The organism is Mycobacterium sp. ITM-2016-00316 (assembly GCF_002968335.2).
Lineage (GTDB): Bacteria > Actinomycetota > Actinomycetes > Mycobacteriales > Mycobacteriaceae > Mycobacterium.
The window spans coordinates 2,859,719-2,881,281 of record NZ_CP134398.1 but is presented as its reverse complement, the minus strand read 5'-3'; the positions used below and the strand labels follow the sequence as shown (position 1 = coordinate 2,881,281).

Sequence of the window (21,563 nt, the reverse complement as noted above, 5' to 3'; positions counted from 1 at the left end):
GTTCTTTCACCCTACCGGTCAACACCGGCAATGCCTGGGATAGCGCAGCTTATGTGGTGAGCTGCTCGACCAGTTCGGCGGCGCTGTCCACCGAGTCCAGCAGCGCACCGACGTGTGCCTTGCTACCGCGCAGTGGTTCCAGCGTCGGAATCCGGACCAGTGAATCGCCGCCGAGATCGAAGATGACCGAGTCCCAGCTGGCCGCGGCGATATCGGCGCCGAACCGGCGCAGGCATTCACCGCGGAAGTAGGCGCGGGTGTCGGTGGGCGGGTTGTCGACCGCGTCCAGGACCTGCTGTTCGGTGACCAGGCGCTGCATGGAACCTCGCGCGACCAGCCGGTTGTACAGACCCTTGTCGAGGCGCACATCGGAGTACTGCAGATCGACCAGATGCAGACGCGGGGCCGACCAGGTCAGGTTCTCGCGCTGCCGGAAACCCTCCAGCAGCCGCAGTTTGGCCGGCCAGTCCAGGATCTCGGCGCACTCCATCGGATCGCGTTCCAGCAGATCCAGCACATGCGCCCAGGTCTGGAGAACATGGTCGGCCCGCGGATCCGGATCTCGCGCGGCCACCAGTTTCGCCACCCGGTCCAGGTAGATCCGTTGCAGCGCAAGCGCGGTCAGTTCACGTCCGTCGGCCAGCGCCACGGTGGCGCGCAGCGACGGGTCGCGGCTGACCACGTGCACGGCGTGCACCGGGCGGGCCAGCGCCAGATCGGACAGGTCGATACCGTGCGCGGGGCCCTCTTCGATCAGGTCCAGCACCAGCGAGCTGGTGCCGACCTTGAGATAGGTCGACGTCTCGGCGAGGTTCGCGTCACCGATGATGACGTGCAGGCGCCGGTACTTGTCGGCATCGGCGTGCGGTTCGTCGCGGGTGTTGATGATGCCGCGTTTGAGGGTGGTCTCCAGACCGACCTCGACCTCGATGTAGTCGGCGCGCTGGGACAGCTGGAAGCCGGGCTCATCACCGGCCGCCCCGATACCGACGCGCCCCGACCCGGTGAAGACCTGACGGGACACCAGGAACGGGGTGAACCCGGCGATGACGGCGGAGAACGGGGTCTGGCGTGACATCAGGTAGTTCTCGTGCGTGCCGTAGGACGCACCCTTGCCGTCGACGTTGTTCTTGTAGAGCTGCAGCTTGGCCGCACCGGGCACGCTGGCGACGTGCCGGGCGGCGGCCTCCATGACGCGTTCGCCGGCCTTGTCCCAGATGACCGCGTCCATCGGGTCGGTGACCTCGGGCGCCGAGTACTCCGGGTGCGCGTGGTCGACATAGAGCCGGGCCCCGTTGGTCAGGATCATGTTCGCGGCGCCGACCTCGTCGGCGTCGATGATCGGCGCCGGCCCGGAGGTCCGGGACAGGTCGAAACCGCGGGCATCGCGCAGCGGGGACTCGACCTCGTAGTCCCAGCGGGTCCGTTTGGCCCGCTGCAGCCCGGCGGCGGCCGCATAGGCCAGCACCGCCTGCGTGGAGGTCAGGATCGGATTGGCCGTCGGGTCCGACGGCGAGGAGATGCCGTATTCGACCTCGGTGCCGATGATCCGTTGCATAGGGCCACCCTAGGGGACGTGCTGACGGCGGCTATCGGCAGCTCATGACGACGGGGCGGGGAGCCCGAGCGAGCGGGTCTGCCGGGCCGCCAGATACTCCGGCCGGATCCCGGCCGCCGCGTAGGGCGTGGTGAGCTGGTTGTCGACCGAGTTGAACACCAGGAAGATGTTCGAACGCGGCAGCGGGGTGATATTCGAGCCCGAGCCGTGCAGCAGGTTGCAGTCGAACCAGAGCGCCGATCCGGCCGCGCCGGTGAACTGATCGATACCGTCGCGGTCCACCGCCTTGGTCAGGGTGTTCTCGTCGGGCACCCCGATCTGCTGAGCGACCAGAGAGGACGCGTGGTTGTTGTCCGGCGTGGCACCCACACACGGATAGAAGGTCCGGTGCGATCCCGGAATCACCATCAGCGATCCGTTGTAGGGATAGTTGCGGGTCAGCGCGATCGAGCAGGACACCGCCCGCATCTGCGGCATGCCGTCCTCGGCGTGCCAGGTCTCGAAATCGGAGTGCCAGTAGAAACCGGTACCGGTGAACGCCGGCATCAGATTGATCCGGGCCTGGTGGATGTAGACGTCGCTGCCGAGCAGTTGGCGCGCCACCGGCAGCACGGTGTCGTACCGCACCACCTCGGCAACGAGCTCGCTGACCAGGTGCGGTGCGAAGATCGACCGGATCGACCCGCCGGGTTCGCGGATCACTCTCGGGTCGTCATCGCCCAGGTCGGCTGCCAGCCGCTCGAGTTCGTGCCCGAGCGGCGGCAGCGCGTCCTCGACGACGGTGTCGGGCCGGATCAGATAGCCCTGCGCGGCAAAGGCATCCAGGTCCGCGGCCGGTAACGGGCCGCTGCCGGCATCGCCCCAGACCGCGGGCTCGAGGCGTTCGATCGGTGCGATCGCGTGGTCCAGACGGGTCGGGTACGGGTCATGGAGACGATCCTGTGTCGGCGCGCTCATGCAACCTCCTGCGGGGCCGGGTAGGCGCCGGACTCGTCGTGGACCTCCTTGCCCGTCACCGGCGGATTGAACACGCACAACATGCGCAGCTGCTCATCGCAGGTGACCCGGTGGCGCTCGTGCCCGTTCAGCAGATACATGGTCCCCGGTGCCAGCGGGTGGACCTCACCGGTCTCCAGGTTGGTCAGCGTGCCACTGCCCTCGACGATCCACACCGCCTCGACGTGGTGCTGGTAGTGAAAGTCGTGGACCGAGGACGCGGCGATGGTCGTCTCGTGGAACGAGAATCCGACGCCGTCGCCGGCCAGGATGATCCGCTTGGAGCGCCAGGATTCGGCGGCCACGTCACGGTCGGTCCCGGTGATCTCGGCGGTGGTACGAACAATCATGGTTGCCCCTCTCCTCTTCGGCCTGTCGGCATCTAGACGGTGGCGGCGACGGACTCGGCCAGCATCTCCAGGCCGGACTCCAGATCGCTGCGCGATGTGGTGAGCGGCGGAAGCAGCTTCACGACCTCGTCGGACGGACCGCTGGTCTCCATCAGCGTGCCGCGATCGAACGCGGCGCGACACACGTCGGCGGCAAGGTCTGCATCGTCGAACTTCAGGCCCTGCGCCATGCCCCTGCCGCGGGCGGCGACGCCGTCGTGCGACAGCGCGATCCTGTCCAGCCCGTCGCGCAGCAGCGTGCCTTTCGCGGTGATCTCGGCCGCGAATTCCGGATTTTGCCAATATGTTTCGAGCGCCTTCGTGGCGGTGATGAACGCTGGATTATGTCCACGGAAGGTCCCGTTGTGCTCGCCGGGCGCCCAGACGTCAAGTTCCGGGCGGAACAGCGTCAGCGCCATCGGCAGGCCGTAGCCGCTGATCGACTTCGACAGTGTGACGATGTCCGGCACGATGCCCGCGGCTTCGAAGCTGAAGAACTCACCGGTGCGTCCACAACCCATCTGGACATCGTCGACGATCAGCAGGATCTCGCGCTTCTGGCACAGGTCCGCGAGTGCCTGCAGCCATTCCAGCCGCGCGACGTTCAGACCGCCCTCGCCCTGCACGGTTTCGACGATCACCGCCGCGGGACGGTTCAGCCCGCTGCCGGAATCATCGAGCACACGCTCGAACCAGTGGAAGTCCTCGGTGACGCCTCCGAAGTAGTTGTCATAGGGCATCGGAGTCGCATGCACCAAGGGGATTCCGGCTCCGGCCCGTTTCATCGAGTTCCCGGTCACCGACAGCGCACCCAACGTCATACCGTGGAATGCGTTGGTAAAGCTGATGATCGACTCACGTCCGGTCACCTTGCGCGCCAGTTTGAGCGCCGATTCCACCGCGTTCGCTCCGGTCGGACCGGGGAACTGAACCTTGTAGTCCAGATTTCGGGGCTTCAGGATGACCCGATCGAAGGTCTCCAGGAAGTTCTGTTTGGCCGTCGTCGCGATGTCCAGTGAATGCACGATCCCGTCCCCGCTCAGGTACTCCAGCAGTGCCCCTTTGAGCTGAGCATTGTTGTGCCCGTAGTTCAGTGCACCCGCGCCGGCGAAGAAATCGAGATAGCGGCGGCCCGCGGTATCGGTCACCCATGAGTCCTTGGCGGTCGCCAGAACGGTGGGCCAGCTCCGGCAGTAGCTGCGCACCTCCGACTCCACGGTGGCGAACACCGACGGCAGATCGGCCTCGGTGAGTGATAGTGCGGTTTCCTGCGCGGTGTCGAGCAGCAAGGTATTGTCCTCCAATAGGTTTCAGCAATAGAGCGGTGAGGCGAACACGGGTTGTCCGGACGCTTCAGTCGGCCTGCGGAGCGCCGATGGGCCCGATCCTCAGCAGCGGTTCGTCCTCATGGGCACCGTCGGGGTCGAGCTGATCGGCGGTGAAATGGGTATGCTCGCTCAGCGGCACGCCGTGACGGCGCGCAAAGGCGCCGAAGAACGCCCGCGAATGTGCGTTGCCCGGTGACACGGTCGCCTCGACGGTGACCGGTCCGCCGGCACCAGCGGAGCGCACCCGGTCCACCAGCGCATCCAGCATGGCGGCGGCCAAGCCGCCGCGCCGGACGGTCGGAGCGACGGCGACCTGCCAGACGAACAGCACGCCCGGCCGGGGTGGCGGTTGATATCCGGTGATGAAGCCCTGGAGTTGCCCATCGACGTCCGCGACGATGGATGTACGAGCGAAATCGGTACTCAGCAGCAGGTAGGCGTAGGTCGAATTGAGGTCCAGCACACCGGTTTCGGCCACCAGTTCGCGTATCGCGAGGGCATCAGATCCTCGTGGGGGCCGCAAAGACGCGGCCCAATTATATTTTCCGGCAACGCTTTTCGGAGCCGTTTGGACATCGTTCATCGTGAGTAAAAGTCACCACCGAGCAGTCATCGATCACAATTGGTTTCAAATCTTCGGTGTTTCGACGGTAGACACAGCCGAAGAATCCGATCAAGCCGCGACAGCTGGCGGGTGCCATGGGGCAACTCCGCTCGCCGCGCGCTCACCAGCACGAACACCGGACCCGCGGCACCATTGCCGCCGACAGCAACGTTATCAAATCGTTACCTGCGCAGTGACGTGGATCACGTGAATGCCGGAGTCGGGTGGCCTGTCGCATGGCGCCGACGGTTTCGGCGAATGTGGCACCAACCGGTCACCCCGAGGGCTAGCGTCACTGGATACGCAGGCCCAACAGACCGTCGGCGCGCCACGCACCAGCGCTTTTTGCCTTCATGCTCATCGTTGACTCCCTGGCATGTGGGTCCCACGCGCAGTGTGGCGTGCCGACCTCTGCGGTGAGCCGGTAGACATAGAGACGTTATGAAAGTTCTGATCGTCGAGGACGAACCCCGGTTGAGTTCCACTCTGGCAATCGGCCTGCGCGCCGAAGGGTTCGCCGTCGTGGAGGCCGCCAACGGCATCGACGGACTCTGGCAGGCCACCGAGAACGATTTCGATGTTGTGGTGCTCGACATCATGCTGCCCGGGCTCAACGGCTATGAGGTGCTGCGCCGGATGCGGGCCCGTTCGGTGTGGACGCCGGTGCTGATGTTGACAGCCAAGGACGGTGAATACGACCAGACCGACGCGTTCGATCTCGGCGCCGACGATTACCTGACGAAGCCGTTCTCCTTCATCGTGCTGGTGGCCCGGCTCCGCGCCCTGGTACGCCGGGCGGCACCGCACAAGCCGCCGATGCTGACCGCGGGCACCCTGACGGTGGATCCGGGTCGGCGCCTCGTGCAACGCGGCGACAAGGCGCTGTCGCTGACCCCGCGCGAGTACGGCGTGCTGGAGTACCTGATGCGCAACAAGAACGTCGCCGTCACCAAGGCGGATATCCTGCACAACGTCTGGGACGCGCACTATGACGGCCCGGACAACGTCGTCGAGGTGTATGTCGGTTACGTTCGCCGCAAGATCGACATCCCGTTCGGCACCAACACCATCGAGACCATCCGGGGTGTCGGTTACCGGCTGGCCGCCGACAACTGAACCACCGCCCGCGTACCGCCGCCGGGACGATCCTCGATGCGCACCTGCCCGTGATGGGCGGCGACGATCTCGGAAACGATCGCCAGACCGAGGCCGGTGCCACCTGCACCCCGAGACCGTCCCTCGTCCAACCGAACGAACCGGTCGAACACCCTAAGCCGGTCCCCCGCAGGTATTCCCGGTCCGTCATCGCCGATGATCAACACCGCATGCCCGTCGCTGCGCCGGACATCGACCTCGACCACCGAGCACGCGTGCCGGGCGGCATTGTCGAGCAGATTGCGTAGCACCCTGGCCAGCGCCGCCGGGTCGCCGGTGACCCGTACCGGTTCGATGCTCGCGGTCAACTCCAGGTCACTGGCCCGCCGCACGCGTTCGATCTCGCCGTTGGCGAGGTCGTCGAGATCCACGTCGTCACGACGGATGTTCCAGCCACGCTCGTCGGCGCGTGCGAGCAGCAATAGATCATCGATCAACGAGCGCATCCGCTGCGCCTCGGGCATCAGGGTGTGTTGGGCCAGTTCGGTGTTGAGCAGATCCGGATGTGCCTGCGCGACTTCGAGGGCCGAGATGATGGTGGCCAGCGGGCTACGCAACTCGTGCGAAGCGTCGCCGACGAACCGCTGTTGCGCGGCATGGCCCGCCTCGATGCGGGCCAGCATCTCGTTCATCGTCACCGCGAGCGCGGCGATCTCGTCGCGGCTGTCCGGAACCGGCACCCGCTCCGCCAGATCCGAGGTGGTGATATCGGCGACCCGGGAGCGGATGTCGTCCACCGATCGCATCGAGCGGCGCACCAGCAGGTAGGTCGCGGCCGCCGATACCGCGATCACCACGGGTGCGGCGATCGCCAGGGCGGTGACCACGGTTCCCACCGTCGAGAGCACCAGCGGGCTGCCCTCGCCGACGACGACGGTGTAGCGCGCCGCATCGGGGCCGATGACGGTCTGCGCACTGAAACGGATCTCGCCGAACGGTGAATCATGCTCGGGCATACCGATCCGCAGGCCCGCGCCGATATCTCCGACCGGAATCAACGGCGTGGCCGGCGCTCCCGGGGAGCGCTGCAGTACCGTCCCCTCGGCGTCGATGACCTGCACGGCCAGCACCCGCGTGTCGGTGGCGAGTAATTCGTCACTCATCGCCGCAGGGCCCCCGGCGGCGATCACCGCGGCGGCCCGGGCGACCCGCGCCGCCGCAGCGTTGTCGACCTCACTGAGCATCGAGCGGTACAGCACGCCCGCAAGCACCATCCCGGTGACCCCGAGTGCGACGAAGACGACGCTGGCCGCGACGAACGCGGACCGGGCCGAGATTCCCCAGTCGCCGGGCCGGGCCAGTCCACGTCGCATCTGTCCACTGTGCCTCATGCGGCCGATTGGGCGTGTGGCACACCATTTGCCCGCCGAACGCGCACAATGTTGCGGTGTCCGACAGCAGCCCGACCAGGAACGACGAGCAGGTGCACGAGTGGTTCCTGCACCGCGGTCTGCCGCTGGTACTGACCCGCCGGGTGCGCTCCCGCGGGCTGATCGAGCGCTCGGCACCGATGATCAGTTCGGTCGGCGCCCTGACTGCATTGACGATGCTGTTGGCCGAGGTCACCGGTGATGGCCCGAATTACGCGTATGCGTTGCGGCTAGGGATCATCGCGGCCGTGCTGCTGGCCGCCCCGTTCGTGCTCGTCGCGCTGCACCGGCGATCCACCGTGCTGGGCGAGGCTGCCCGGCGTTGGGGCGCCTGGGGCGTGATGGCGATCTTCGTGGTGGTGATGCCGGTGACGGTGAGCGGCTGGTCGGGCGCGGCGGCCGCCGAGGCGCCGCTGTTCGTGCTGATCTCACTGCTTGCGATCTGGCTGACCTACCTGGGTTTCGGGTCGATCGCGGCCTGGGCCTTCCGGTTCGCCTGGGTCCAGTTGGGAGCACTCGGCACCCTGATGAGCAGGGCGCTGCCCCTGCTGATGCTGACGGTGGTGGTGTATTTCACCGGCGAGCTCTGGCAGCTTTCTGCTCGTATGACGCGTCAGCGACTCTGGGAGACAGTCGGTTTCCTGGCCCTGGTGGCGCTGGTGTTCATGGTGACCACCATCCGGGACGAGGTACAGGCCCTGCGGGACGACCGTGCCGAACAGACCGATGCCGGCCGGCTGCTCGTCGATACGCCCTTCACCGAACCGGCCGGCACTCGCACACCGCTCTCGCGCGCCGAGCAGATCAATGTGGTCGCCGTGATGGTGGTGTCCCAGGCCATCCAGGTGGTGCTGTTCACCGCCGGGCTGTTCGCTTTCTTCCTGGCGCTGGGCATCATCGCCATCCCCTATGACGTCACCGTGTTGTGGGCCGGCGAAGAAACCTGCCAGGTCGGCCAACCCCCCTGTGCGGGAACCTGGTTCGGCGTGCACATCCCCATACCCCAGACGGTGGTGCACACCTCGTTGTTCGTCGCCGTGCTGTCCGGGCTCTACTTCACCGTCAGCACCAGCGTCGACCCGTTGTACCGGCAGCGCTTCTTCGATCCGCTGATCGCCGATGTCGCGGTCAGCCTCGCCGGACGCGACGCCTACCTGGAGATGGAAGCCAAGGTCTGAGTCTGTTCGATCACCGTGCACACGCTGTGAAGTGGCTTTACACTTCCTACGCTGCGCATCACCGGCCAATGTCCGGCGACTGGCATCCACCTGCGCAACACGGGATGAAGGGATGACCACCATGAGGAAGATGTTGCTGCCGGTTCTCGCGGCGACGTTCGCCGCGGGACTTGCCGTCGCGGCTCCGGCCAGCGCCGACGAAACCGGCTATTTCACCGAGCTGACCGATTACGGATACGGGGACACCTCCCAGGAGGTCGCCCTGAATCTCGGTTATTCGGTCTGCGAAGATCTCGCCAACGGTGTGCCCCAACAGGTCACGCTCGACGCGATCTACGAGAACACCAACGAGAACGTCGACGCCGCCGACGCGACGTTCCTGTACAAGGCTGCGATCCTGCACCTCTGCTGATCAGCACCTGCCCGGGAACGGCCCCGTCGTCGTGCCGCCGCGGGGACGTTCCCGCGCGTCCGGAGCCGGCGGCGAAATCATTGCGCTGTCAACGACTCTGCCCCAGTTCGTACCCGCCACGACCAGGACGGCGCCGAGTACCCCGAGCGCGGTGACCGGATCCCCGGCCAGCCCCACTCCGATGGCCGCCGCCCACAGCGGTTCGGTACCCAGCAGCAGGCTCATGCGCGCCGGCGTACTGGACCGCACCGCCCACGTCTGGATGCCGAAGGCGAAGACCGTGCACGCCAGCGCGAGATAGCCGGTCAGAGCCCAGTCGCGGCCGGACATCTGGGGCACCGCGGAGAACTGTCCGAGCACGCCCGCGGGCATCGCCGTCAGCACCGTCACGGTGGCCAACTGCACCAGCGTCACCGCCGCCGGATCCAGTCGGCGCGTTGCCGAGGTCCGTGACAGCACGGTGACGTGCACGGCCCGCAGCACCGCCGCGGCCACGATCAGGACGTCCCCCGCGCCGGGAAGCGCGAACCCACCCGACTGGGTCAGCGCAATGCAGCCGAGTACCACGATCGCCGCCGGTGCGTAGAACAGCGGTGCGACGGCGCCCCGGCCACCCAGCAGCGGGGTGATGACCACCGTCAACGCCATGATGAGCCCCGCATTGGACGCCGATGTGCCTGTCACACCGTATGTTTCACATACGCAGACGGCGGTGAGTATCGCGCCGAACAGCGATCCGGCGATCAGCTCGTCGCGACCGACGCGCGCGATCCGGCGCCCCAGCACCAGCCCGAGTGCTGCGGTGGCCAACCCGAATCGCAAGGCCAGGAAGGCCGGAACGCCGTCCGCGTCGACGACTTCCTTGGCGGCAAGGTAGCTCGATCCCCACACCAGCGCCACCGCCAGCAGTGCAAGGTCAACACGGGAGCGAGTCACGGGAGCAAGCGTGCCGCGGCACTGACCATTCAGTCCAGCTACTTTTTCTACTTCTGATGAGTAGTATCCCTACATGGATGCCCTCCGGTTGCGCATGTTGCGCGAGCTTGCCGACCACGGCACCGTCGCCGCGGTGGCCGACGTACTCGCGATGACTCCGTCGGCGGTCTCCCAACAGCTCAAGACCTTGCAGCGGGAGGCAGGTGTCGCACTGCTGGAGCCGGCGGGCCGGCGGGTACGGCTGACCGACGCCGGGCAGGTTCTGGTCGGGCATGCCGAGCGGGTGCTCGCCGCGCTGGACCGTGCGCAGGCCGATATGGACAGCTACCGGACCACCGCCCGCGGTCAGGTGACGGTGTCCTTCTTCCCGTCCGGTGCTGCGATGTTGTTGGCGCCCTTGATCGTGCATGCCGACCGGCAGGGAGTCCAGGTGATCGGCCGCGATGTCGACGTGCCGGCAGCGCGGGCTCCCCAGCAACTCGCCGATGTCGATGTGGTGGTCGTCCATCGCGATGAGCGTGACACCGAGGCCTGGGGGCCGCGATTCACCTCGACTGTCCTGCTGCGCGAGCCACTGGACGTGCTGCTGCCGCCGGCACACCCGCTGGCGGGCAGGGCGCGCCTAGAACTCTCCGAGCTCGCCGATCAGGACTGGATCGGCGTCGAGGGTGGGCTCATGGTCGATGACGTATTCAAGTCGATCGCCACCATCGCCGGGGTGGCGCCCCGAATCACCCAACGGGTCAATGACTTCCGGGTCCTCGAGGAGCTGGTGCAGGCCGGTATCGGGATAGCGCTGCTGCCCCGCTACGTCGTGCTCGCGCGCGACCTGGTGCGCCGCCCGATCGGCGATATCAAGCTCGCCCGGCGTATCGAGGCGGTGACGCGAACCGGGGCCGAGGCCCGGCCGGCGATCGCGCTGGTGCTCGAGGAACTGCGGGCGATCGCCGCCGCGGTTGCTCAGCAGGACAGCGAGTAGGTGTTGGCCAGGTCGTCCTGGGTCACGCAGGCGTCCTGGCCGACCGTGTCGATGACGATATCGGACTCCGGGATCCGCGTCTCGTAACGCCAGCCGGGCGGCGGGGTCAAACGCGCGGCCAGACCGGGCAGGTCGGCCGGGCTCAGCGCCGCATCGACCGTCTGGCTGTAGGTCTGCATGATCCACCGCCGACCATCCGGGTCGACCAATTCGTAGATCGGCCGGCCCGCGGCAAAGACGAACACCGCCTTCCGGTCGACCCTGTTCTGTTGGTACGGGCCGGGATTCAGCGACGCGAGCCGCACCGTGGCCTGCCGGGTCATCTCCAGGCCGCCGAACGTGGCCCGTGTGGTGAGCTGTTCGGCCGCCTTGACGATCCCGCTCATCAGCCAGTACCGCGGACCGTTGAGAATCGCGGCGACCGCACCGTGTTCGGCAGCGATCGCCACAGCGTCCAACCGATCCCACAGTTCGGCGGGGCAGTCGTTGAGCGGAAACGTGTTGTAGACCGTCGCCTCTAGGTCCGCGCCCATCGCGCGGATCAGCAGCACCTCTCCGTACCGCTTGCCGAACACATTCTCGCCGGACTTCGCCATCGCAGGATCGTAATGCCGGGTCGGCGCCTAGAGGTACTGCCCCAGATTGGACTCGGTGTCGATGGCGCGACTGGCCGACGAGGTCTTGCCGGTGACGAGCGTGCGGATGTAGACGATCCGCTCGCCCTTCTTACCCGAGATGCGGGCCCAGTCATCGGGGTTCGTCGTGTTCGGCAGGTCCTCGTTCTCGGCGAACTCGTCGACGATCGAATCCAGCAGGTGCTGGATGCGCAGACCCTTCGAACCGGTCTCCAGCACCGACTTGATCGCGTACTTCTTGGCCCGGTCCACCACGTTCTGGATCATCGCCCCGGAGTTGAAGTCCTTGAAGTACATGACTTCCTTGTCACCGTTGGCGTAGGTGACCTCAAGGAACCGGTTGTCGTCGATCTCGGCGTACATCCGGTCGACGACCTTCTCGATCATCGTCTTGATGGTCAGCCCGCGGTCGCCGGCGAACTCGTCCAGGTCGTCGGTGTTCACCGGCAGGTTCTCCGTCAGGTACTTGGAGAAGATGTCCTGCGCGGCTTCGGCGTCCGGTCGCTCGATCTTGATCTTCACGTCCAGGCGGCCGGGCCGCAGGATGGCCGGGTCGATCATGTCCTCGCGATTGGAGGCGCCGATGACGATGACGTTCTCCAGGCCCTCGACACCGTCGATCTCCGAGAGCAGCTGCGGGACGACAGTGGTCTCCACGTCCGAGCTCACCCCCGTGCCGCGGGTACGGAAGATCGAGTCCATCTCGTCGAAGAACACGATCACCGGGGTGCCCTCGGAGGCCTTTTCGCGGGCCCGCTGGAAGATCAGCCGGATATGGCGCTCCGTCTCACCGACGAACTTGTTGAGCAGCTCGGGACCCTTGATGTTGAGGAAGTAGCTCTTGGCTTCCCGGGAGTCCTCACCGCGCAACTCGGCCATCTTCTTGGCCAGTGAATTGGCGACGGCCTTGGCGATCAGCGTCTTACCGCATCCGGGCGGACCGTAGAGCAGCACGCCCTTGGGCGGCCGCAGCGAGTATTCGCGGTAGAGGTCCTTGTGCAGGAACGGCAGTTCGACCGCATCGCGGATCTGCTCGATCTGGCGGGTGAGGCCACCGATATCGCCGTAGCTGACATCGGGCACCTCTTCGAGGACCAGATCCTCGACCTCGGCCTTCGGGATTCGCTCGAAGGCGTAGCCGGCCTTGGTGTCGACCAGCAGCGAGTCGCCGGGGCGCAGCTTGCGCGGCGGCTCACCGTCGATATCGAGCGGGATCTCCACCCCTTCGGGCAGGTACTCCACGCCGACCAGCGGTTCGGCCAGCCACACGATGCGTTCCTCGTCGGCATGGCCGACGACCAGCGCGCGATGTCCGTCGTCCAGGATCTCGCGCAGCGTGCTGATCTCGCCGACCGCCTCGAAGGCGCCGGCCTCCACGACCGTGAGTGCCTCGTTCAGGCGCACCGTCTGGCCCTGCTTGAGTCCGCTGGTCTCGATGTTGGGCGACAGCGTGAGGCGCATCTTGCGGCCGGAGGTGAAGACGTCGACGGTCTCGTCCTCGTGGACCGCCAGCAGTACGCCGTAGCCGCTGGGCGGCTGCCCGAGCCGATCCACCTCTTCGCGCAAGGCCAGGAGTTGCTGGCGGGCTTCCTTGAGGGTGTCCATCAGCTTGGCGTTGCGGGCCGCCAGCGAGTCGATGCGCGCCTCGAGCTGCTGGACGTCGCGGGCCGTGCGCAATCCGCTGCCGGCGCCCACCGTCCCCTCGAGTTGTTCACGCAGGGCGGCCGCTTCCCGGCGCAGCCTCTCCAGTTCGGCGGCGTCCTCTGCGGACATGCTGGATTCGTGGGGTGTTCCGAAATTCTCAGAACGCTCGGACTCACTCATGCTGCGCTCCCTCCCGCACCGAATGTTGGTGCAGTAACAACTTCAACGCTACCGGCGATTCAGCCTTTGTGTGCGGTCTAGGAATTCGACACACCAGCAACGCTGTTAACCTCCTTGCTTAGCTTGCCCCATTGAAAGGACCACTGTGATCCTCAAAACCCTCGCAATCGGCTTCGTCACCAGCGCCGCGGCAGCCGGCCTGGTAACCGCTGCGGCGACGGGCGTGTCGTCGGTCGCCGCCGGCAGTGCCCCGGCGATCACCGCCGTGGTGTGGGACACACCGATGCCGCAGGCACCGGCGCCCGAGTTGCAGGCACCGTTGACGCAGACCCTGACCGTGCTCGCCGGACCCGGCTCGTTCTCCGGAAAGGCCGCCTACATCCAGGGCGGTATCGGCCGCATCGAGTCCATCGCCGCCGACCGCGCGTACAGCAACGCCGCGCGGGAAGGCAAGTTCCCGCTGACCTTCAACGTGCTCGACATCGACGTCAACGGCCCCGTCGCGACGGCCAACGTCACGGCCACCGCGGCCACCGGTGGCACCGCCACGCAACCCGTCACCTTCACGGCCGGCCCGAGCCCCACCGGCTGGCAGGTGTCCAGGCAGTCCGCTCTGGCGCTGCTCTCGGCGGCCGGCTGACTCACGCGCCGATGCGCCGCACGTCCGTAGCGGTCCCGAGCGCCACCGCGTTGGTGGTGGCGCTCGGGCTCTCGGGCTGCGGCGCCGAGCCGATTCCACCCGCCCCGCAAGCCTCGGTGTCCGCGCCCGCCGTCGCGGGCGCCCAAGCCGCGCCGCAGGCGCCCCTGCCGGCGCCCCAGGCCCTCACCGATGTCCTGGCCAAGCTGGCGGACCCGTTGGTCCCCGGTGAGCAGAAGGTCGCTCTGGTGCAGTACGCCACTGCGGAGGACGGCGCAGCGCTCGACCGTTTCGCCCAGGCCACCGTCGACGGTGGGCTGGCGCCGCTGACATTCCAGGCGGCCGACCTCACCTGGTCGCCGGCCGACTACGGCGATGTGGTCGCCACCGTCACGGTCGGCTCGGCCAACCCGGGCCCGGAAGCGCGGCCGTTCACCTTCCCCATGCAGTTCACCCTCGACGAGGGTGCCTGGCAATTGACGCGGGTGACCGCGGATCAGCTGCTCGAGCTCGGGCCGGTGCCCAGCGCCTCGTCGGCGGCGCCTCCCCCGGCTGATCCGCCGCGATAGCCGGCTCTAGACCTGCGGGCGTTTGCGGCGCAGCGGGGTCGGGGTCACCGTGCCCGGCGCCAATTTGCGGGCGCTGATCAGAAACGCGGTGTGCCCGCGCATGTTGTGCTGCGGCCGGACCGCCAGCCCGACGACATTCCAGCCGCGCTGCATGGTCTCCCACGACCTGGGCTCGGTCCAGCACTGCTGCTCGCGCAGCGCCTCCACGGTGCGCGACAGCTGGGTGACGGTGGCGACGTAGATCATCAGCACCCCGCCGGCCACCAGCGCCGCAGACACCGTGTCCAGGACATCCCATGGGGCCAGCATGTCCAGCACCACGCGGTCGACCTCTGTCTCCTCCGGAGCGGTCTCCCCCGTCGACCCCGCACGCCCCCCGGCCGGGTAGTCGTTGAGATCAGCGATCCGCAGATCCCAGTTGGCCGGGCGCTCACCGAAGAAGGTCTCGACATTGCGGATCGCGTGCACGGCGTGGTCGTCGCGTACCTCATAGGAGATGACCTGACCGGTCGGTCCGACGGCGCGCAGCAGGGAACAGGTCAGGGCGCCCGAGCCGGCACCGGCCTCCAGCACCCGCGCACCCGGGAAGATGTCGCCCTCGTGCACGATCTGCGCGGCGTCCTTGGGGTAGATGACCTGCGCGCCACGCGGCATGGACAGGACGTAGTCGATCAGCAGGGGCCTCAGCACCAGGAACGGGTCGCCGTTGGTGGACTTCACGACGCTGCCCTCGGGCTGGCCGATCACGGTGTCGTGGCCGATGGCACCGCGGTGGGTGTGGAACTCGCCACCCGGGCTGAGCACCATCGTGTAGTGCCGCCCCTTGGGATCGGTGAGTTGCACGCGATCGCCGATGACGAACGGACCAGTGATTTGCACGGGGTCAGCCTGCCAGACGCGCCGCCGGGGCTACGAATTGTTGTCGGTCTGCACGCCTAGGCTGCTCCTATGAGCGCGCCAGCAGCTGCCCGGACCGGTTGGCGCCCGGCGCTGTCGCCGTCACGGGCCAGTGATTTCAAGCAGTGCCCGTTGCTGTACCGCTTCCGGGCGATCGACCGGCTGCCCGAGCCGGTTTCCCCGGCACAGCTGCGGGGATCGGTCGTGCACGCCGCCCTCGAAGAGCTCTATGCGTTGCCCGCCGCCGAGCGCCTCCATGACACCGCGCTGACGTTGGTCGATCCTGCCCTGGACCGGGTGGTCGCCGAGGGCAGCAAAACAGGACTCGCGGTGGATTCCGATCTGCGCGCCGAGCTGCTGCGCGACGCACGCAAGCTGCTGTCGGGGTATTACCGCCTGGAGGATCCGACCCGTTTCGACCCGCACAGCTGCGAGCAGCGCGTCGAGGTGGAGTTGGAGGATGGCACGCTGCTGCGCGGTTTCGTCGACCGGATCGATATCGCCCCGACCGGTGAGATGCGGGTGGTCGATTACAAGACCGGTAAGTCGCCTTCGGAGCTGTGGGCGCTGGCCGAGGCCAAGGCGCTGTTCCAGATGAAGTTCTATGCCGTCGCGCTGTGGCGGTCGCGCGGTGTGCTGCCGGCCAAGCTCCGCCTGCTCTACCTGGCCGACGGTCAGGTGCTGGACTACTCCCCCGATCTGGACGAGCTGGTGCGCTTCGAGCGGACCCTGACCGCAATCTGGCGGGCGATCCAATCCGCGGGTAGCACAGGCGATTTCCGGTCCAAACGGTCGAAGCTGTGTGGTTGGTGCGCGCACCAGCAGCTCTGCCCGGAGTTCGGTGGCACGCCGCCGGTGTACCCGGGTTGGCCGCAGGAGCCCGCGCCGGAGAGCAGGAGCGACGCAGCGACGGCGGTCGAGTGAGCGACTGTCACTACCGGCGGCTGGCCGAGTCCGAGGGATTCCAGGTGTTCGAGTCGACGCCGGGCACGGCGAGCAACTGGGATTCCGCGATCCAGCACGGGTCACCGCCGCTGGCGCTGTTGACCCGTTCGATCGAGGAGCTCTATCCCGACCGTCCCGAACTGCGGGTGGGGCGGCTGGTGCTCGACATCCTGGGAGCCATCCCGGTCGCCCCGGTGAAGGTGCACGCCTGGGTGGAACGACCCGGCGCCCGGATCACCATGGCGGTTGCCGAGATGCGGACCGTTGCGGGCACGGATCGCGTGCTGGCTCGGGTGAGTGCCTGGTTGCTGGCCACCAGTGACACCGCCGACGCCGTGAGCGACCGTCATCGCCCGCTGGTGGAGGGCGCGGCGATGGACAATCCGCACGGTTGGATGGGCGCGCCCGGCTACCTGGAGACCGTCAGCTGGCGCAAGCAGCGGACCGACCCGGACCAGCCTGCCGTGGTGTGGATGAGTCCGCTGGTGCCGCTGGTCGCCTCGGAACCCACGACCGATCTGCAGCGGCTCGCGATGGTGGTCGATTCCGCCAATGGCGTGGGCGCCGCGCTCGATCCCGACGCGTTCGTGTTCATGAACACCGACACCGCGGTCCATCTGCACCGCGCGCCCAGCGGCAATGACTTCGCGTTGCGCGCCCGCGGCTCGATCGGCCCGGACGGCATCGGGGTGACGACCGCGGATATCTTCGATCGCGACGGATTCATCGGAACGTCGGCGCAGACGCTCCTCGTGCAGCGGAGGTAGAGCGGTGGCCGGACGTACGGTGGTCGGCAGTGACGGTGTGACCTGGACGGTGCGCCGGCGGTGGCTACCGTGGCGCGGACCGGTGTCATTTCGCGAGATGTGGCACAGCCCATCGGACAAGGCACCCGCGGCCGAGGACGCGACGACGGCCGAGGAACCACCCGGCGCCGCCCTACGGTTCCTGCAGTTGACGGTCGGTGTCGTGCTGTGGGTGATCATCTACGGGGGCAAGGCGATACTCATCGCCCTGGCGGCGGTGTTCATGGTGGCGGTCTGGCTCATCAATCTGGCGCTGCAACTGCTGGCGCTGCCGTTCGTGCTGCTGGCACGGGTGACCGGGCTGGCCCGCTGGCCGGTCCAGATCGAGCGTCAGTATGCACATTTCCGCACCGAGCATGCACCGGACTATGCGGCGGCGGCCACCCTGCGCGACGGTCTTGCCGCGCAGCTGGAGGCGGGCACCCTGGACGGCATGCACGAGGCGGCTGCTCCGGAGCCTGCCGCTTGACCGCATTCTTGCGCCAGTTCGATCTCGCGTGGGCGCTGACCGACCTGCATCTGTCGGCGCTGTCCGACGACGACTTCCTCTGGGAACCGACGAATCCGGTGTGGACGATGCATCGGGACGGGTGCGGGCGCTGGTATCCAGACTGGGCCGAGACGGAACCGGAACCCATCCCGGTGCCCTCCATCGGGTGGATCAGCTGGCACATCATCTTCTGGTGGTCGGCGGCGCTGGATGCATTGGCCGGACAGCCGGCGCGACCGCCCACCGAGATCACCTGGCCCGGCCCCGCCGCCGCGGTGCCCGCGATCAGGGCGCTGCACGACCGGTGGCGGGAGGTCCTGATGACGCTGAGCCCGGCCGACCTCGACGCGCCCTGCGCGTACCCCTGGGGTCCCGACGCGAGGCGGACCGTCGCCGACACCGTGCTGTGGCTGAACGTCGAACTCGCCAAGAATGGATCCGAGATCGGTCTGCTGCGGATGATCCGCGCCACCGGCTAGCTATATGCCGTTGCATCTATATAGATCAATTGCAATACTGAGGGCATGGACGTGTTCGAAGCCGTCGCGGAACCCAGTCGGCGCACCCTGCTCGATGCGCTGCGACACGGCGAGCGCACCGCGGGTGAACTGGTCGACACCCTGCCGGGGCTCACCCAGCCGACGGTGTCCCGCCATCTCCGGGTGCTGCGCGAGGTCGGTCTCGTCGAAGTCCGCTCCGACGCCCAGCGGCGCATCTACGCCCTGCGTGCCGACGGTCTCGCCGAGATGGACACCTGGATCGAGTCCTACCGGCACTTTTGGGCCGGTCACCTGGACGCGCTCGAAGGGCATCTGCAACAGACGTTCGGTGAACCGTCATGACCGCCCGTGACGGCCGGGTGGTCGTCGACGGTGACCGCGCGGCGCTGCACTTCGAACGACGACTGCCCTACCCGGTCGAGCAGGTGTGGACCGCGATCACAGATCCGGCGCATCGCGGAAAATGGATGGGCCGCACCGTGATCGACCCCCGCGAGGGCGGCACCATCGAGACCGTGGCCGCCGGCCCGCCGTTGCCGCCCGAGCGCAAGCGGATGACCGGCCGGATCCTGGTGTGGGATCCACCGCACGTGTTCGAACACGAATGGCTGCAGCCAATCGTCGAGCCCGGGGTGGTGCGCTATGAACTCACCTCCGATGGCAACGGCACGTTGTTGCGGCTCAGCCATCGAGGACTGAGCGTCCCGAACGCGAACGGCTTCCGCACCGGGACGCATGCCTATCTCGACCGGCTTGCCGCACTGCTCGCCGGTGAATCGTTGCCCAACTGGGCTCAACGCGTGCAAGCCATCTCGGGCTTCGCGCCGACAGGTGAGGAGTTCTCATGACCGACAACGACTTCGGGAAGCGGCCGGCGATCGTCATCGCCTACCACTCCGGATTCGGGCACACCGCGACGCTGGCCTCCGCGGTCGCCGACGGGGCGCACGCCGACGGGGCCGACGTCACCACGGTGGCCGTCGACACGATGACCGATGCGGACTGGGCGACATTGGACGGCGCCGACGCGATCATCTTCGGGACCGCGACCTACATGGGCAACGTCTCGGCCGGGTTCCAGGCCTTCGCGGAGCAGACCGGCCGGCGTTGCATCACCGGCGCGTGGCGGGACAAGGTTGCGGCGGGATTCGCCAATTCCGGCAGCAAGAGCGGGGACAAGCTGACCGCGCTGATCTCGCTGACGGTGTTCGCCGCCCAGCACCATATGCACTGGGTCAGTTTGGGTCTGGGGCCGGGCTGGAATTCCGCCGCGGGCAGTGAACACGACCTGAACCGGCTCGGATTCTGGCTCGGCGCCGGCGCGCAGACCGACGTCGACGCCGGACCCGAGAACGTCCACCCCGCCGATATCGCGACCTGCCGGCATCTCGGGCAACGCGTCGCTGCGGTGAGCGCCCAACTGATCGCCGGCCGGGCGGCTAGTTCAGCGGCTTGAGGTCCTGCAGCAGGGTGGGCACCAGTTCGCTGACGGTGGGATGGATGTGCATGGTGCGGGAGATCGCGGTGTAGGGCAGCTTGGCGGTCATCACATCCAGGATCGCGTGCACCACCTCGTCGCCGCCGACCCCGAGGATCGAGGCCCCCAGGATCTCCTCGGTGTCGGCATCGACCACGACCTTCATGAAGCCCTGGGTCTCGCCCTTTTCCACCGCGCGACCGACACGGGTCATCGGGCGCGTGCCCACGAGTGCCTTCCGGCCGCTGCGGCGCACTTCGTCTGCGGTCATCCCGGCTCGGCCCAGGGGTGGGTCGATGTAGAGCGCGTAGGTGGGTACGCGGTCGCTGACCCGGCGAGGATCATCGTCGAGCAGGTTGGCCGCCACGATCTCGAAATCGTTGTACGAGGTGTGGGTGAAGGCACCCTTGCCGTTGCAGTCCCCCATCGCCCAGATGTGCTCGACGTTGGTGCGCAGGGTGTCGTCGACCTCGATGTAGCCTCGGCCGTCGGTGCGCACACCGGCATTCTCCAGGCCGAGGTCGTCGGTATTGGGTACCCGCCCGACGGCGATCAGGGCATGGCTGCCGACAATCGGTGCGGCACCGGATCGCGTGGTCACCTCGAATCCGTTCTGCAACTTGGTGAACCGGATATCGTCGGCGCCGGTGTGAATCTCGATGCCCTCGGCTTCCAGGATGCCGCGGATGGCCGCCGAGACATCCTCGTCCTCGCGGGAGGTCAGTCGGGGCCCACGTTCGATCACCGTCACCCGCGCCCCGAACCGCCGGTACATCTGGGCGAACTCCAGGGCGATGTAACTGCCGCCGATGACGACGAGGTGTTCGGGCACCGAATCGAGTTCCAGCACCGACACATTGGTCAGATAGTCGATATCGGACAGGCCCGGCATGTCCGGCACCACGGCACGGCCACCGACGTTGAGGAAGATACGTTCGGCGCGCAACAGCCGGCCGTCGAGATCTATTGTGTGTGGGTCGGTGAACCGGGCATGCCCGCGTAACAGGGTGGCGCCATCCATCCCCTGGAGCCAGTTCTCGACACCGTTGCGGTCTGTCCGCACGATCTGATCCTTGCGTGCCTTGACTTTCGCCATGTCGACGGTCACCTCGCCGGTGCCGATGCCGAATTCGGCTCCGCGGCGGGCTATGTGGGCGGCATGCGCGCTGGCGACCAGCGTCTTGGTGGGGATACATCCGTAGTTGACGCAGGTGCCGCCGACCAGTTGGCGTTCGATGACCGCGACCCGCTGCCCGGCTTCGGTCAGCCTGCCGGCCAGCGGTGGTCCCGCCTGACCCGCGCCGACGATGATGGCGTCGAAGTCGGTCACCGGCCCGGCCATCAGACGAGGCTGACGAGGAACGCGACGAGGAATCCACCGCCCACGGCGATGGCATCTTCGATGAACGCGCCGGGACGGTCGTTTCCGTTGTTGGACGCCGACAATCTGCTGCGCAGTTCGGCACCTGCCAAGGTGCCGAGCACCGCGCCGACCATGCCCGCACCCGTGGCCGAGAACGTGTGGAAGAACGCGCTGCCGATGACCGCACCGGCGAAGCCGCCCGTGATCAGCCGGGCGATGAACTGCGGCGGTACCTTGCGGCTCGGCGTCTTCGGGAGCTGATCGGTGATGAGTTCGCCGACGAGCAGAATGCTGAGCACGGTGACCGTGATCGGATGCCCGACCCATTCCGACCACTTGTCGGTGACGTCGATCCAGCCGAGCATCGCACCCCACGCGACCACCGCCGGTGCCGTCATCGCACGCAGTCCGGCGATGACACCGATCAGTAGGGCCAGAACAAGAACGAGAACCTGCGTCATCGGACCTCCATACGCTGGACGGACATCCGGACGCTAACACGCGCGACGGCATCG

At 67.3% G+C, this 21,563-nt stretch carries 25 protein-coding genes; 13 read left to right on the top strand and 12 right to left on the bottom strand.

Annotated features, from left to right (window positions below):
- Positions 1–49 precede the first annotated feature (49 nt).
- From dop to ectA, 5 genes are all read right to left on the bottom strand, one after another.
- Positions 50–1,558 carry a depupylase/deamidase Dop gene (gene dop / locus C6A86_RS13850; RefSeq protein WP_105366343.1) on the bottom strand — a complete coding sequence of 503 codons (1,509 nt, stop codon included), beginning with the start codon at positions 1,556–1,558 and terminating at the stop codon, positions 50–52.
- Positions 1,559–1,600: 42 nt separating this feature from the next.
- On the bottom strand, positions 1,601–2,515 hold the full coding sequence (thpD, locus tag C6A86_RS13845) for an ectoine hydroxylase (protein ID WP_105366344.1): 915 nt from the start codon (positions 2,513–2,515) through the stop codon (positions 1,601–1,603).
- Entirely contained in the window at positions 2,512–2,904 is a 393-nt protein-coding gene (locus C6A86_RS13840; protein WP_105366345.1) for an ectoine synthase, read from the bottom strand. Before C6A86_RS13840 ends, thpD begins: the two co-directional genes overlap by 4 nt.
- Positions 2,905–2,936: 32 nt before the next feature.
- The gene (gene ectB, locus C6A86_RS13835; protein WP_233213268.1) at positions 2,937–4,232 is read right to left on the bottom strand and encodes a diaminobutyrate--2-oxoglutarate transaminase; all 1,296 of its coding nucleotides are present in this window, start codon (positions 4,230–4,232) and stop codon (positions 2,937–2,939) included.
- Between the two features lie 64 nt (positions 4,233–4,296).
- Positions 4,297–4,854, bottom strand: a complete 558-nt coding sequence (gene ectA / locus C6A86_RS13830; protein ID WP_105366346.1) for a diaminobutyrate acetyltransferase — start codon at positions 4,852–4,854, stop codon at positions 4,297–4,299.
- Between the two features lie 462 nt (positions 4,855–5,316).
- On the opposite strand from ectA, the gene C6A86_RS13825 reads away from it, so the two are divergent.
- The gene (locus C6A86_RS13825) at positions 5,317–5,991 is read left to right on the top strand and encodes a response regulator transcription factor (protein WP_105366347.1); all 675 of its coding nucleotides are present in this window, start codon (positions 5,317–5,319) and stop codon (positions 5,989–5,991) included.
- Here the strand turns inward: C6A86_RS13825 and C6A86_RS13820 are convergent.
- Positions 5,967–7,343, bottom strand: coding sequence for a HAMP domain-containing sensor histidine kinase (locus C6A86_RS13820; RefSeq protein ID WP_105366348.1), 1,377 nt, complete (start codon positions 7,341–7,343; stop codon positions 5,967–5,969). The genes C6A86_RS13825 and C6A86_RS13820 overlap by 25 nt on opposite strands.
- Before the next feature lie 74 nt (positions 7,344–7,417).
- On the opposite strand from C6A86_RS13820, the gene C6A86_RS13815 reads away from it, so the two are divergent.
- Positions 7,418–8,578, top strand: a complete 1,161-nt coding sequence (locus C6A86_RS13815) for a hypothetical protein (RefSeq protein ID WP_199196446.1) — start codon at positions 7,418–7,420, stop codon at positions 8,576–8,578.
- Positions 8,579–8,699: 121 nt separating this feature from the next.
- Complete coding sequence (locus tag C6A86_RS13810) at positions 8,700–8,990, top strand: DUF732 domain-containing protein (RefSeq protein ID WP_168144918.1); 291 nt, start codon at positions 8,700–8,702, stop codon at positions 8,988–8,990.
- Here the strand turns inward: C6A86_RS13810 and C6A86_RS13805 are convergent, their stop codons facing one another.
- Entirely contained in the window at positions 8,991–9,926 is a 936-nt protein-coding gene (locus C6A86_RS13805) for a DMT family transporter (protein WP_105366350.1), read from the bottom strand.
- Between the two features lie 73 nt (positions 9,927–9,999).
- Between C6A86_RS13805 and C6A86_RS13800 the strand changes: the two genes are divergently transcribed.
- Positions 10,000–10,905, top strand: a complete 906-nt coding sequence (locus C6A86_RS13800) for a LysR family transcriptional regulator (RefSeq protein ID WP_105366351.1) — start codon at positions 10,000–10,002, stop codon at positions 10,903–10,905.
- Here C6A86_RS13800 and C6A86_RS13795 read toward each other — a convergent pair.
- Positions 10,887–11,501 (bottom strand): hypothetical protein, encoded by a 615-nt coding sequence (locus C6A86_RS13795; RefSeq protein ID WP_105366352.1) that lies wholly within the window; start codon positions 11,499–11,501, stop codon positions 10,887–10,889. The two genes, C6A86_RS13800 and C6A86_RS13795, sit on opposite strands and share 19 nt — an antisense overlap.
- Positions 11,502–11,528: 27 nt before the next feature.
- Positions 11,529–13,364, bottom strand: a complete 1,836-nt coding sequence (gene arc, locus C6A86_RS13790) for a proteasome ATPase (RefSeq protein WP_105366353.1) — start codon at positions 13,362–13,364, stop codon at positions 11,529–11,531.
- 145 nt (positions 13,365–13,509) lie between these two features.
- Between arc and C6A86_RS13785 the strand changes: the two genes are divergently transcribed.
- Both C6A86_RS13785 and C6A86_RS13780 read left to right on the top strand, forming a co-directional pair.
- Positions 13,510–14,004, top strand: coding sequence for a hypothetical protein (locus C6A86_RS13785; protein WP_105366354.1), 495 nt, complete (start codon positions 13,510–13,512; stop codon positions 14,002–14,004).
- An 11-nt stretch (positions 14,005–14,015) separates the two neighbouring features.
- Positions 14,016–14,570 (top strand): hypothetical protein, encoded by a 555-nt coding sequence (locus C6A86_RS13780; RefSeq protein ID WP_105366355.1) that lies wholly within the window; start codon positions 14,016–14,018, stop codon positions 14,568–14,570.
- A 6-nt stretch (positions 14,571–14,576) separates the two neighbouring features.
- Here C6A86_RS13780 and C6A86_RS13775 read toward each other — a convergent pair whose 3' ends face one another.
- On the bottom strand, positions 14,577–15,449 hold the full coding sequence (locus C6A86_RS13775) for a tRNA (adenine-N1)-methyltransferase (protein WP_105366356.1): 873 nt from the start codon (positions 15,447–15,449) through the stop codon (positions 14,577–14,579).
- Between the two features lie 69 nt (positions 15,450–15,518).
- Here C6A86_RS13775 and C6A86_RS13770 point away from each other — a divergent pair, with 69 nt between their 5' ends.
- From C6A86_RS13770 to C6A86_RS13740, 7 genes are read left to right on the top strand one after another with little or no spacing between them, the layout of a single operon-like run.
- Positions 15,519–16,391 (top strand): RecB family exonuclease, encoded by an 873-nt coding sequence (locus tag C6A86_RS13770; protein WP_105366357.1) that lies wholly within the window; start codon positions 15,519–15,521, stop codon positions 16,389–16,391.
- The gene (locus C6A86_RS13765) at positions 16,388–17,179 is read left to right on the top strand and encodes a thioesterase family protein (protein ID WP_105366358.1); all 792 of its coding nucleotides are present in this window, start codon (positions 16,388–16,390) and stop codon (positions 17,177–17,179) included. The genes C6A86_RS13770 and C6A86_RS13765 overlap by 4 nt, the downstream gene beginning before the upstream one ends.
- Positions 17,180–17,183: 4 nt before the next feature.
- Positions 17,184–17,687, top strand: coding sequence for a hypothetical protein (locus C6A86_RS13760; RefSeq protein WP_105366359.1), 504 nt, complete (start codon positions 17,184–17,186; stop codon positions 17,685–17,687).
- Complete coding sequence (locus C6A86_RS13755) at positions 17,684–18,187, top strand: DinB family protein (RefSeq protein ID WP_105366360.1); 504 nt, start codon at positions 17,684–17,686, stop codon at positions 18,185–18,187. Before C6A86_RS13760 ends, C6A86_RS13755 begins: the two co-directional genes overlap by 4 nt.
- Positions 18,188–18,232: 45 nt before the next feature.
- Positions 18,233–18,550 (top strand): helix-turn-helix transcriptional regulator, encoded by a 318-nt coding sequence (locus C6A86_RS13750; protein ID WP_105366361.1) that lies wholly within the window; start codon positions 18,233–18,235, stop codon positions 18,548–18,550.
- Complete coding sequence (locus C6A86_RS13745) at positions 18,547–19,056, top strand: SRPBCC family protein (protein ID WP_105366362.1); 510 nt, start codon at positions 18,547–18,549, stop codon at positions 19,054–19,056. The genes C6A86_RS13750 and C6A86_RS13745 overlap by 4 nt, the downstream gene beginning before the upstream one ends.
- Entirely contained in the window at positions 19,053–19,664 is a 612-nt protein-coding gene (locus tag C6A86_RS13740) for a flavodoxin family protein (protein ID WP_105366363.1), read from the top strand. Before C6A86_RS13745 ends, C6A86_RS13740 begins: the two co-directional genes overlap by 4 nt.
- Here the strand turns inward: C6A86_RS13740 and C6A86_RS13735 are convergent.
- Positions 19,648–21,027: an FAD-containing oxidoreductase gene (locus tag C6A86_RS13735; protein ID WP_105366364.1), complete on the bottom strand. Its 1,380-nt coding sequence runs from the start codon at positions 21,025–21,027 to the stop codon at positions 19,648–19,650. The two genes, C6A86_RS13740 and C6A86_RS13735, sit on opposite strands and share 17 nt — an antisense overlap.
- Complete coding sequence (locus C6A86_RS13730) at positions 21,027–21,509, bottom strand: DUF4126 family protein (RefSeq protein ID WP_105366365.1); 483 nt, start codon at positions 21,507–21,509, stop codon at positions 21,027–21,029. The genes C6A86_RS13735 and C6A86_RS13730 overlap by 1 nt, the downstream gene beginning before the upstream one ends.
- Between the last annotated feature and the right edge of the window lie 54 nt (positions 21,510–21,563).

Coding starts and splice junctions, on each gene's coding strand:
- thpD (WP_105366344.1), bottom strand. CDS start 2,515: ATGAGCGCGCCGACACAGGATCGTCTCCATGACCCGTACCCGACCCGT.
- C6A86_RS13730 (WP_105366365.1), bottom strand. CDS start 21,509: ATGACGCAGGTTCTCGTTCTTGTTCTGGCCCTACTGATCGGTGTCATC.
- C6A86_RS13820 (WP_105366348.1), bottom strand. CDS start 7,343: ATGCGACGTGGACTGGCCCGGCCCGGCGACTGGGGAATCTCGGCCCGG.
- C6A86_RS13745 (WP_105366362.1), top strand. CDS start 18,547: ATGACCGCCCGTGACGGCCGGGTGGTCGTCGACGGTGACCGCGCGGCG.
- arc (WP_105366353.1), bottom strand. CDS start 13,364: ATGAGTGAGTCCGAGCGTTCTGAGAATTTCGGAACACCCCACGAATCC.
- C6A86_RS13780 (WP_105366355.1), top strand. CDS start 14,016: ATGCGCCGCACGTCCGTAGCGGTCCCGAGCGCCACCGCGTTGGTGGTG.
- C6A86_RS13770 (WP_105366357.1), top strand. CDS start 15,519: ATGAGCGCGCCAGCAGCTGCCCGGACCGGTTGGCGCCCGGCGCTGTCG.
- C6A86_RS13795 (WP_105366352.1), bottom strand. CDS start 11,501: ATGGCGAAGTCCGGCGAGAATGTGTTCGGCAAGCGGTACGGAGAGGTG.
- C6A86_RS13800 (WP_105366351.1), top strand. CDS start 10,000: ATGGATGCCCTCCGGTTGCGCATGTTGCGCGAGCTTGCCGACCACGGC.
- C6A86_RS13840 (WP_105366345.1), bottom strand. CDS start 2,904: ATGATTGTTCGTACCACCGCCGAGATCACCGGGACCGACCGTGACGTG.
- C6A86_RS13825 (WP_105366347.1), top strand. CDS start 5,317: ATGAAAGTTCTGATCGTCGAGGACGAACCCCGGTTGAGTTCCACTCTG.
- C6A86_RS13810 (WP_168144918.1), top strand. CDS start 8,700: ATGAGGAAGATGTTGCTGCCGGTTCTCGCGGCGACGTTCGCCGCGGGA.
- C6A86_RS13735 (WP_105366364.1), bottom strand. CDS start 21,027: ATGGCCGGGCCGGTGACCGACTTCGACGCCATCATCGTCGGCGCGGGT.
- ectA (WP_105366346.1), bottom strand. CDS start 4,854: ATGAACGATGTCCAAACGGCTCCGAAAAGCGTTGCCGGAAAATATAAT.
- C6A86_RS13750 (WP_105366361.1), top strand. CDS start 18,233: ATGGACGTGTTCGAAGCCGTCGCGGAACCCAGTCGGCGCACCCTGCTC.
- C6A86_RS13740 (WP_105366363.1), top strand. CDS start 19,053: ATGACCGACAACGACTTCGGGAAGCGGCCGGCGATCGTCATCGCCTAC.
- dop (WP_105366343.1), bottom strand. CDS start 1,558: ATGCAACGGATCATCGGCACCGAGGTCGAATACGGCATCTCCTCGCCG.